The sequence below is a fragment of the Vibrio sp. genome, from assembly GCF_038138445.1.
Lineage (GTDB): Bacteria > Pseudomonadota > Gammaproteobacteria > Enterobacterales > Vibrionaceae > Vibrio.
On record NZ_JAYQDQ010000109.1, the window covers coordinates 1 to 11134 of the forward strand.

9 protein-coding genes and 1 pseudogene are annotated in these 11134 nt (G+C 41.9%); 7 read left to right on the top strand and 3 right to left on the bottom strand.

Annotated elements, in window-relative coordinates; all coding sequences use genetic code 11:
- The 3 genes from AAFM34_RS18660 to AAFM34_RS18670 form a co-directional block, all read left to right on the top strand.
- Positions 1-308: hypothetical protein (locus AAFM34_RS18660; RefSeq protein ID WP_341665448.1), on the top strand; the 308-nt coding region annotated here is incomplete at its 5' end.
- A gap of 180 nt (positions 309-488) precedes the next feature.
- Positions 489-983, top strand: coding sequence for an acyltransferase (locus AAFM34_RS18665; protein ID WP_341665450.1), 495 nt, complete (start codon positions 489-491; stop codon positions 981-983).
- A gap of 418 nt (positions 984-1401) precedes the next feature.
- The gene (locus tag AAFM34_RS18670) at positions 1402-3003 is read left to right on the top strand and encodes a glycoside hydrolase family 19 protein (RefSeq protein ID WP_341665452.1); all 1602 of its coding nucleotides are present in this window, start codon (positions 1402-1404) and stop codon (positions 3001-3003) included.
- An 81-nt stretch (positions 3004-3084) separates the two neighbouring features.
- Here the strand turns inward: AAFM34_RS18670 and AAFM34_RS18675 are convergent, their stop codons facing one another.
- Both AAFM34_RS18675 and AAFM34_RS18680 read right to left on the bottom strand, forming a co-directional pair.
- Complete coding sequence (locus AAFM34_RS18675) at positions 3085-4623, bottom strand: alanine/glycine:cation symporter family protein (RefSeq protein WP_341665454.1); 1539 nt, start codon at positions 4621-4623, stop codon at positions 3085-3087.
- Positions 4624-4981: 358 nt separating this feature from the next.
- Positions 4982-6259, bottom strand: coding sequence for a D-amino acid dehydrogenase (locus tag AAFM34_RS18680; protein WP_341665456.1), 1278 nt, complete (start codon positions 6257-6259; stop codon positions 4982-4984).
- Between the two features lie 105 nt (positions 6260-6364).
- On the opposite strand from AAFM34_RS18680, the gene AAFM34_RS18685 reads away from it, so the two are divergent.
- The 3 genes from AAFM34_RS18685 to AAFM34_RS18695 all read left to right on the top strand — a co-directional run bounded on the left by AAFM34_RS18685 (position 6365) and on the right by AAFM34_RS18695 (position 9639).
- The gene (locus AAFM34_RS18685) at positions 6365-7261 is read left to right on the top strand and encodes a LysR substrate-binding domain-containing protein (RefSeq protein ID WP_341665458.1); all 897 of its coding nucleotides are present in this window, start codon (positions 6365-6367) and stop codon (positions 7259-7261) included.
- A gap of 93 nt (positions 7262-7354) precedes the next feature.
- Positions 7355-8332: an ion channel gene (locus tag AAFM34_RS18690; RefSeq protein WP_341665460.1), complete on the top strand. Its 978-nt coding sequence runs from the start codon at positions 7355-7357 to the stop codon at positions 8330-8332.
- A gap of 332 nt (positions 8333-8664) precedes the next feature.
- Positions 8665-9639 (top strand): chemotaxis protein, encoded by a 975-nt coding sequence (locus tag AAFM34_RS18695; RefSeq protein ID WP_341665462.1) that lies wholly within the window; start codon positions 8665-8667, stop codon positions 9637-9639.
- Here AAFM34_RS18695 and AAFM34_RS18700 read toward each other — a convergent pair.
- The gene (locus AAFM34_RS18700) at positions 9626-10387 is read right to left on the bottom strand and encodes a 1-acylglycerol-3-phosphate O-acyltransferase (protein ID WP_341665464.1); all 762 of its coding nucleotides are present in this window, start codon (positions 10385-10387) and stop codon (positions 9626-9628) included. The two genes, AAFM34_RS18695 and AAFM34_RS18700, sit on opposite strands and share 14 nt — an antisense overlap.
- 437 nt (positions 10388-10824) lie before the next feature.
- Here AAFM34_RS18700 and AAFM34_RS18705 point away from each other — a divergent pair.
- Positions 10825-11134: pseudogene (locus tag AAFM34_RS18705) on the top strand (peptidase S8); the annotation flags it as partial.

Consider the following 11134-nt stretch of genomic DNA (forward strand, 5'->3'; position numbering starts at 1 on the left):
TGAAGACGATGGCGAATGCTGTTAAAGATATGAGTGATAGGATTGATTTGAGGGTAAGAAAAAGTCTTCAGCCAACAGACAAGGCAAAGAAAAAGACAGCGAAGAAAAGTAAAGGTATTGCTAAAGCCAAACTCTTCCCATCAGTTAAGCCACCACAGCCTTCAGTCTCCAATGCGACACAACAAGCAACCCCCAATAATGCTTTTGGAAGTCAATCATTTAAGAGTAAGGATGTAGGAAACATACGCAACGACTACTTACAGAAGCAGATTGAACTTCAGCCTATAAAGCCTCAATCGCCGTTTTAATTGTTTTGAAACTAATGGAGTAGATAAAGAAACGATTGGTTTGATTGAAATGCGGCAAAACGAGTCAAAATCACACGGTTTGATGTTGTAAAGATTGTATATTTAAAGTCAGATTGACAGACTATGTGAGATGTGTTATCAATAAAAATATGTCACCAAATAACTGAAAATAATAGAAAAATGAATAATGAAGATGAAATCAAAAACGTATTAAAACGTTTGCGTCAAACGATGAAGGATCAATTTGATCGACACGTCTCAATACAAGATTTGTTGTCAGATCGATGGGAGACGGCGAAGTTTTACGGCTTTGGCGAAGGTACGTCTTGCTACAACAATGTTCTAATACTTGGTGATGTCAAAGTTGGGAAAAACACTTGGATTGGACCAAATGTTATTTTGGATGGATCTGGCGGTTTAGAAATCGGCGATTACGTAAGCATTTCTGCTGGTGTTCAAATCTACTCCCATCACACCGTTGATTGGAGTGTCTCATTAGGTTCCGAGCCAGTTAAAAGAAATAACACGAGGGTTGGAAGTGGGGTTTTTTTGGGGCCCAATAGCATTATTCAAATGGGGGTCTCCATAGGTGATAAAGCAGTTATAGGTGCTATGAGTTTTGTTAATAAAGACATACCAAGTGGCGGCAAATGGTATGGGCATTCATTGCGTTGATGTGATTGAAAACCTTTCAATCGTCTTTTCACTAACGCATTGATATTATTGATTTTCAGTAGTTCCCTTCGTTCGCACAAACGAAGGAAATAGTTAGAAACTTGTTAAGGATTGATTTTAAATACTATATAAATCAATGCTTTAAGCCACTGCTACTATTGAGTGGGAATAACGTCAAATCATTTGTTTTTCAAAGCCAGCTTTATGCTGGCTTTCTTGTCTTTGAGCTAATTTTACTCGTCTCATTAGCGCTAGAGTATTTTTGAAGCCATATTGCATTTTTTATTGCCTCAGCCTGTTTTTGCTCTTTATAACTCCAAAGCCACTCGCAACTTAAGGTTTGCTTAATGCTGGTGCAATGAATATTTGTTTGACCTTCTCTAATCTTTTCTTGCCGTCAATGACAAGGAAAAGTGTGATGAGAAACGCAAGTTATTTAGCTGCAACCTTATGTACCTTCGCCATCTCTCCAAGTTTAGCTGTAATGAATATTCAGCCTGATCCCCTAAATCCAACGGGATACGTTATTAAACGCTCTGATATTGAAGCGGTAGAGCAAGCAAAAACGTCCAGTCCTATGTACCAAGTTTGGTCGCAAGCCCTCAGGACAGCGCCTAATTCGATTGTTGATGTTATAAGCCCGGGATTAAATAGTAATCCGAGTAATGTTAAGCGTGCAGAGCGAGTCTTCCCTAGACAGGAATGGGACTTTCTCACTCATATGGCAGCACCAGAGTACAGCTATACTCGCTTTTTACGAGCAATAGGGAAGTTTCCAGCATTTTGTGGTCAATATACGGACAATCGCGATGCTGATGCGATTTGTAAGCGCTCTATCATCACGGCATTTGCTCATTTTGCTCAGGAAACTGGAGGACATATTGCCAAAGACAATACCTCGGATAACCCACTTGGTTTAGAAGAGTGGCAGCAAGCCTTGGTTCATGTGCGAGAGATGGGTTGGTCTGAAGGTGATATTGGCTACACCACAGGGTGTGGCGAGAATGATTGGCAGAATAAAAAATGGCCGTGTGGTGTGGGGCAGGGGTATTTTGGGAGAGGAGCCAAGCAACTATCCTATCACTTTAACTACGGCGCTTTTTCAGAGGTCATGTATGATGGTGATGCGACAGTGTTACTTAACAACCCTGGTTTAGTCGCAGATTCATGGCTGAACTTGGCTTCCGCTATCTGGTTTTTCCTCACTCCTCAAGCGCCCAAACCTGCCATGTTGCATGTTATTGATGGCACTTGGCAGCCATCTCAGCGAGAGCTTGATGCGGGTATAGGTTATGGTTTTGGCACCACAATCAATATCATTAATGGAGGAATAGAGTGCGGTGCCCAAAATAAAGATAAAGGTCAGCCAGTTAATCGAATAAAGTACTGGAGAGGCTTATCTTCTCACTACCAGATCCCACTTAGCCAAGATGAAAAAGATACATGCTGGCAGCAAACACCTTACGGTAGCCTTAATCTGGATGGAGCAGAGGATGTGCTTTACACCAATTGGGATGGTAATTGGAAATACTACCCAGATCGTCCCGAAGGTTATTCATTTGAATGTGACTTAGTGGGTTTTCAAACTGCGTATTCAGCACTTGTCGATGGGGATTACGAAAAGTGTGTAACTAACTTCTACCAGTCTCATGCTCAGTGGCCAGAAGTTCGTATTGTTGACCAGCTTGACGACCCTGATCCAAACAAAGGAAATGAATGGAACGCCAATAAGGAATATATGGCAGGCGATGAGGTCAGCTACAAGCAAAATACCTATAAAGCAAAATGGTGGACAAAAGGAGATAGGCCAGATTTAGGCGGGCCTTGGCAAAAGTTATCAGATGGTCCCACAAATCCTAGTCCAGATGAATTCATACCTTGGCAAGAAGGCGTTACCCAAGTGAACAATGGTGATAAGGTGACTCATCAAGGAAAATGTTTTATTGCCAAAAATGGACCTGGAGTTTGGGACACTCCTCTTGGCTCAAATTGGTTTTGGGATGAAATTCAGTGCCCTTAGCTTTTATGCAGATAATATAAAGGGGTTAGCGTATTGCTAACCCCTTTTTTTAACCACTGCTTTTTATCTTAAATAATATTTTTAAGTCGAGGGCTGCTCTACTGGCTTAGACTCGACCTCTGCTGTAGGCTCTTTACCTGTCTTACGACGGTATTTATCTTCCCAATAATCAGCACCTTTAATGCCAAGCTTGACTGGGTTGAATGTGTATTCGGTGACACCTTGCTTCTGTTGTTCTTCATAATCATGCAACGCTTTTAGCGCTGGTTTAGACATAAAGAAAATGATCAAGATACCCACGATGTTAAGCCATGCCATTAGGCCAACACCCACATCACCCATTGCCCATGCTAAGTTGGCTGTCTTTACTGTACCGTAGAACACAACAGCAACAAGTGCCACTTTTAGCATGAACATCAATCCATTAACTTTGATGTGACGACGGATATAAGCCACATTTGTTTCTGCGATGTAGTAATAAGCAAGAATAGTTGTGAAGGCGAAGAAGAATAGAGCAACGGCAATAAACGGCTTTCCTATACCTGGAAGCGCACTTTCAATCGCCATTTGTGTGAACATTGGACCATTGGCTGCGATGTCGGCTGCTACGTTTTGCACCAAGAAGCCTTCAGCGCCATGTACATTGTACGCACCTGTTATGATGATCATAAATGCAGTTGCAGAGCACACAAGCAGAGTATCAATATAGATAGAGAATGATTGTACTAAGCCTTGTTGAGCAGGGTGGTCAACGCTTGCTGCTGCCGCTGCGTGAGGCCCTGTTCCTTGACCCGCTTCATTAGAATACACCCCACGTTTTACACCCCAACCTATGGCAGCGCCTACGCCAGCCATTGGAGTAAAGGCATCGCCAATGATCATTGCAAAGACAGTAGGGACCTGTTCAATGTTGAGTAAGATGATCACAAACGCTGTGATGATGTACGCGAGTGCCATGAAAGGAACAACGATTTGGGTAAAGTTAGCAATTCGCTTCACGCCGCCGAAAATGATGAATGCAAGAATGACGGAGATGACGGTACCAGTGAAAATCTTAGCAAAACTAAAGGTGCCTATTGCTGTTTCTACCATACCTCCTGAGCCAAACGCACCTTCAACGGCATTACCGATACTGTTTGATTGCACACCAGGTAGTAGAAAACCACAAGCGAATATAGTAGCGATTGCGAAAACCCATGCGTACCATTTTTGGCCCATGGCTTTTTCTATATAGTAGGCAGGACCACCGCGAAACTCGCCGTTATCTTCTTCTTTATAGATTTGAGCTAGAGTTGATTCAGCGTAGGCCGTAGCAGCGCCAAAAAACGCAACAACCCACATCCAAAAAACTGCGCCAGGTCCGCCAAAGCCAATAGCTGCGGCAACACCTGCGATATTCCCCGTACCGACTCTTCCAGATAATGAAACCGCAAGCGCTTGGAAAGAGGAAATTCCTTTAGATGAACTTTTTCCTGAAAGAAGTAATCGCCACATCTCGCTAAAATGGCGAATTTGAACAAATCGCGTCATGATTGAGTAGAACAACCCTGCTCCCAAGCACAGATAAATCAATGCCGGGCTCCAGATAATTCCATTCAGAAAATCAACTAATGACTGCATAAGTATTTTCCCTGTTTTATTATGATTGGTGGTTTGCGCTCTGGATATTAACCTTTTTGTAACTCTATTGTTAAATTTTTTATGTTCTAAAGTTGGTTTGCGTGAACTCAGACACAAAACATGACGCAAACGTTAAACCGTATGGTGTTGGGAAGTTGAGGGAAACAAAGGATATATTTTATTTGATCCGTATTGCTTTCTTTGGTGTCTGTTAGTTACTAATTATTGATTTTATGCTGATTTTTTAAACTAAGTTAGATAGTCAAAGCACCAGCGTTTTGAGCGACTAATTTGTTTAAGGCATTGGTAGTGTTATTTTTAAGATTTTTGAAATATTATATTAACACTTGGGTGTCAGTTAAATATAGGAATATTCATCTATAGCATTTGTATATCGATGCATATCTAGTTGTTCGTATGGTTTTGCTAATGGCTGAGTAATAATTTGGGTGAGTATGTCGGCAGAACCACAAGCCATTGTCCATCCCAAAGTACCATGTCCTGTGTTTGTATAGAGGTTTTTAACTGGAGTTCGACCTATGATGGGCGTGCCGTCCGGTGTCATAGGCCGAAAACCTGACCAATACTCAGCTCTTGAGAGATCAGTAGCATGAGGAAACAAGTTAGAGACAACATGGTTTAATGTTGAGAGTCGTTTATTGGGGAGGGAAGAGTCAAAGCCAGCAAGTTCAGCCGTACCCGCGACACGTATTCGGTCATTAAACCGAGTGACCGCTACTTTGTAGCTTTCGTCCATAATGGTTGAGTTGGGTGCTTGAGCTTCATTTATCACAGGTAAGGTGAGTGAATAGCCTTTTACGGGATAGATGGGAAGATCTATACCAATTTGTTTTAAAAAATGCTTTGAGTAACTGCCTAGTGCTACGACAAATTTGTCTGCGGTAAATCGGCCTTTCGAAGTTTCGATATCATCGATTTGTCGTCCCTTCAGATTTAGCTTATGGATTTCTGTATCAAATATAAAACTCACTCCCGCTTTTTGAGCCAGTGTTTGAAGTTGTTGGCAAAATAAGTGGCAGTCACCTGTTTGATCGTCAGGAAGATATAATCCCCCAACCAGTTTTCCCTGCATGTGAGTAAGACCAGGTTCTTGTTTCAGACATTCTGCACTGTTTAATAACTGATAACGTGTGCCGCTTTCGTCCAGCAACAAAGTATCTTTTTCTACCGCCTTGAGCTGTTTTTCTGAGCGGAACATTTGTAGGGTACCTTTACTTCTCCCTTGATAGTTTATTTGATACTTTTTGTTTAACCTTTTTAAACATTCTCTGCTATGTAGTGAGATTTTGAGCATGCGCGATTTATTGATGCGATATCGTTCTAAGTTACATTGGGATAGCATCTTGGTTGACCACTTGAATAAATTTGGATCAAGACTGGGTTTTATTTTCAAAGGTGCGTGTTTTTCCATTAGCCATTTTAATGCCTTAAGTGGTATGCCAGGTGCGGCCCAAGGAGAGGAGTAGCCATAAGAAATTTGCCCTGCATTGGCAAAACTGATTTCCTGCGCCGAGCGAGATTGCCTATCTATCACAGTCACATCACATCCTGATTGTTGCAAATACCATGCGCTGGTTAGGCCTATCACACCACTACCTAGAACAATGACTTTCACAGCTACTTTCTCCTTTTGTGTATATTATTTTACTTTGATGGATTTACATTTGATTAACAATCGAGAAGAATTAACATTACCTTTTAAAAAAACTAAAACCTAAGTATGAAGTCATCTTTATTGAGTGGTGTTCACCTTGTGAGTATTCTTGCCCAGCATCAAAGTTTATCGAGTGCTGCAAGCAAGCTAAACATTACGACTGGTGCAGTGAGTCAGCAGTTGCAATTGGTTGAGGAGCGACTTGGTTTTGAAGTGTTTGAACGTCATGCTCGAGGTATACGTTTGACTGATCTTGGACGTAAGCTTTTAGATTCAGTTAACCCCAATTTAATGGCCATTGAAGAAACGATTGAGCAATTAAGTAAAGAGGTGAATAGCAAGCCCATCAGACTTAAACTTACGCCTTCTCTCGCCTACAAGTGGCTAGTGCCACGTCTGGATGACTTTCAAAGATCTCATCCAAATATTCAGGTACAAGTATTTGCCGAAGGGGCGCTGGTAAATAGTAGTAGTCGTGATTTTGATATCGCAATTGATTATGGGCCAATACCCTACAAGCTCGGTGATGCAGAACTATTGATGCAAGAATACCTTATTCCTGTTATGAGTCCAGATTACTTCAATAAGGTATGCAAAACCCAGAATACAGGCACCCAATTGGTGTGGGAGAGTGTTACTTTGCTCCACGATGCTATGCCTTGGCAAGGGGCACAGAAGGATCAAGAATGGCGATATTGGGCCAAAAAGCATCAACTTGAACTGGACGTAAGTCAGGGCCATTTCTTTAACAGAACCGATATGGCAATGGCTGCTGCCGAGGCTGGTGTAGGAGTTGCTCTTGCTCGTAAAGCTCTGTTAATTAATGAAATTGAGCAGAAAAGATTGGTTGCTCCCTTACCCACCATTGGTGCTAATGCAGGGTACTTCATTATTACTCACTGTGAAGCATCAGATACGCAACTTTTTAAAAGTTGGCTGAAACAACAAGTGGTTATTGGATAGTTTACAAATATCATTTGCCAGAGCCTAACTCACCACTACAATTAATACTATCAATAGGGGTGCATTTACTGAGGTGCTTACAGGGCAGTTTATATGGAATCGACTCAAGGCCAATGCGGCTATCAAAATCCTGATGGCTGGTGCTGCGATCAACCGTGTGGAGAGTCCGGTCTATGCTACTGGCATGATCCAAAAGTCGATAAGAGCAAAGATGACGTTAAAGACAAGGTTGAAAAGTGGGCTGCAGAAGGTAAACCCGTAGACGGATTTCAGTTGGCAAGAACAAACCTAGTAGACATTAATTTGGTAAACCGAGGTAACAAAGATGGCTATTCGTGCCGCGACGTAGATTTTTATCGGGCAGACTTAACTGATGCTCACTTTTTCGGTCTCGATTTACGGGGCTCATCTTTGATGAAAACCAAAATGGTAGGAGCGAACTTACACTGCGCTAAATTGGATAATTGCAATTTACTGGGAGCTGACCTAGACAGAGCCAAGCTAGAGAATGTGCATTGGGGCCGATCCATAAAGCAAGAAGAGCAAGTGAGAGAGGCGCGTAAGGCTCGCCAATACGATAAAGTTGAGCCTTTGTATCAAGAAGCGGAAGAAGTGTGTCGTAACATACGTAAACAGTGCGAAACACAGGGGCTATTTGAGATAGCTGGCGACTTTTTTAAGCGCGAAATGCGTTTTCGACGTTATCAGATGCCAAGGTTAAGTGCCAAGCGTGTGGTATCCAAGACCGTTGACTTATTTTGTGGTTATGGGGAAGATCCGATGAGGGTGGTCGGGTTTTCTATCTTTTTGATTTTAGTTTGTGCCTTAGCCTACTTTTTCCTCGATACAACAAGTGCACACCCGATATACGAAGAGCTTAGCGGTTGGCAGTTCTATTTTTTTGAGTTCCTAAACTCGATATATTTTAGTGTGGTGACTTTCACAACACTTGGTTACGGGGATATTTCACCAGTGGGTTTTGCCAGGTTTATCGCGGCTTTTGAAGCCTTTCTTGGCAGCTTTACTATGGCATTATTTGTGGTGGTGTTTGTTAAGAAAATGACGCGCTGATTTTCATTTTATTTGATGAGTTAGGTAACAGATACACAGACTTGTGTTTTTAACTTGCTAATTAAAAAGTAGATTTATGTCTCTGGTGAAAGTTTTTCAAGCGGGGCTTATACTTTGAGAAGAAACGAATATCTCTTCATAGTGTGAGCGAGGCAGGAGCTTGCGACGATAGTGATGAATTATTCTAGTATTTATAGTGATAGATGAGATAGTTTACTTCTACTTCACTCATTTGCAGGGTAAATGGTGAAGTAGCACAAAGAAGGTAGTTACGTGGGCTTGAGATGACCCAACGTACATGTAATTGATACCGAGAATGAGTAAAACCCATTATGAGCACTTCAAGCAGTACAATTCTTACAGAAAGTGGCACAAATGAGCTCGAGATCATTGAGTTTCATTTGGTAAAGCAGATGCCAGATGGCTCGAAAAAAACCTGTTATTACGGCATTAACGTAGCCAAAGTACGTGAAGTTATTCAAGTTCCCGAGACATCAGATTATCCAAACGCTCAGCCGCACATGATAGGGGTATTTTCATCCCGAGATATTCTTACTCCTCTGGTCGATTTAGCAGGCTGGCTTGGTGTGCCAACCAGTAAGGAAATTGACAAGAAGTTTGTGATTGTCACTGACTTTAACCGTATGACCAATGGTTTTCTCATTGACAGCATCAGTCGTATTCACAGGATTTCTTGGAACGATGTTGAGTCTCCCAGTCAGTTCCTAGAAGCCGGCGAGCAGGATTGTGTTGTTGCCGTTGTGCGTAAAGATCAAAACCTCATCATGATCCTCGACTTTGAAAAAATCATCGCTGATATCAACCCTGAACTGAGTATGGAAAAATACGATGTTACTACGGATAAGAGTGTTGATCTCAACCAAAAAATGATCACCAAACGGAATGCTAAAACCATCATGGTGGTGGATGACTCAGCCTTCATTCGTAGCCTTATCCAAGATACTCTGAGCTCTGCTGGTTATAACATTATTGCTTGTAAAGACGGCGGGGAAGCGCATGAGAAACTGCTAGAACTTGCGGAAGCGGCGAAGAAAGAAGACGTCCCTGTGACAGAATTCGTCGACGCGGTAGTCAGTGATGTGGAAATGCCGCGTATGGATGGTATGCACTTAGTGAAGAGATTGCGTGAATCGGATGTTTACAAAGAAATGCCGATTGTAATGTTCTCGTCATTAATGAGTGATGATAACCGAGAAAAAGCGTTAGCTTTGGGTGCCAATGACACCCTAACCAAACCTGAAATTGGCCGTATGGTGGCCCTGATGGATCAGTTTATTTTAAAGTAACGGCTTTGTTGCTACGTGACATTTCTTCTTCGAGCTGGGCAACTTCTTTGTCCAGCTCGTTTATTTTGGCTGACATCAACTGGTGGCAATGCAGCGCCAGCTTGCGAGCATCTTCCAATTTGTAATTGGACACATCAATAGGTTCTAGCATCTCGGCAATCACAATGCCGTTGTTTCTTCGGTTAAGGTTAATCTTATTGTGCGTTGTGCTGACACACATTGGCGTAATAGGCACGCCCGCTTCAATGGCCATTCTGAACGCGCCTGTTTTAAACGGCAATAAACCTCGGCCTTTACTACGAGTTCCTTCTGGGTAGACCCAAACCGATAAATCTCTTTGATGGATGGCCTCAGCGACTTGTTTGATGGTATCTCTCGCTTGAGACTTGTTCTCTCTATTGATAAGGATATTTCCAGTAATCCAATACAGCTGGCCAAAGAAAGGTAGCCAAAGCAGATCTTTTTTACCAAGAGAGACGGTTCTTGGCCTTAACATTCCGGGGTCTGTAACAAAATCATAGATGCTTTGGTGATTGGAGATATACACGCTTTTCTCTGGCGTTGGTGCATTCTCAAGCCCTCTATGAATGAGCTTTACGCCAACAATTCTTTGTAGCTGATTAAACCAGCGACAGAAAAAATACACATGCTTTGGATTTCTTGGGCTAAACAAGCAATAGACCAAGGCAAATAGTGTCGTAAAGACAATAAATACAGCAGCCAGAATCAGGCGAATAATAGCAAGCAAATGACTTTCCTCATCGAATATAAACGCTGCACACTGACAGTCTCTATCGGGCAGCTATCGCTTAGTCTCTATTTAACCACATTAAGGTATTTCTAAGCGAGTTTGTTTTAAACATGGCCATTGTTAGGCAAAAGCAGAGCTATGATTCGGTTTGTTTTTGAGAAACTTAGTGACTAATTTATTGAATAAAAGCTCGACTTAATGCTGCTATTATCCACTTTTTGTTGATTCATGTCTCAATTTTTTTGATTTTGAATATTTTGGTGTTAACTGATTCGGTTGTTTTATTGATTGCCTAGAGTTTTATGACGCTTGGATTTTATAAAGTGTTGGTTGTTTTATGAGCGTCCTATATAGCTAGGAATCTCCTGATATGTTCATAAACGGACCACTCAGGAGAGTAAAACAATAAAAATAGCTCAAAAGGATCAGAGCATATGCACAACATAACAAATAAAACCAAAGGAATGTGTTTCCTTTCATCAATGACAGTGGCAATGGCAGGCTTCACATTCAGTGCAGCAGCAGAAGTGGCGGAGCTTAACCAGGCTAATCTTCCAACAAAATACATCGTCAAGTTTAAAGATAATCCCCCCTCACCGATGCGAATGGCGGTTTCTCCCCGCGCTGCTGCTCAGTCTAATCAAGCGGTACTTGAGCAAGCTAGCGCACGAGAAATTGAAACCTTGAGTGGCTCTTCGATGTTTAGTGTGGAAATGGATCAACAGCAAGTCGCTCAGTTAGAAA

Bases quoted from the DNA above. Each gene is read 5' to 3' on its own strand.
- AAFM34_RS18685 (WP_341665458.1), top strand. From the start codon at position 6,365: ATGAAGTCATCTTTATTGAGTGGTGTTCACCTTGTGAGTATTCTTGCC.
- AAFM34_RS18675 (WP_341665454.1), bottom strand. From the start codon at position 4,623: ATGCAGTCATTAGTTGATTTTCTGAATGGAATTATCTGGAGCCCGGCA.
- AAFM34_RS18690 (WP_341665460.1), top strand. From the start codon at position 7,355: ATGGAATCGACTCAAGGCCAATGCGGCTATCAAAATCCTGATGGCTGG.
- AAFM34_RS18695 (WP_341665462.1), top strand. From the start codon at position 8,665: ATGAGCACTTCAAGCAGTACAATTCTTACAGAAAGTGGCACAAATGAG.
- AAFM34_RS18665 (WP_341665450.1), top strand. From the start codon at position 489: ATGAATAATGAAGATGAAATCAAAAACGTATTAAAACGTTTGCGTCAA.
- AAFM34_RS18670 (WP_341665452.1), top strand. From the start codon at position 1,402: ATGAGAAACGCAAGTTATTTAGCTGCAACCTTATGTACCTTCGCCATC.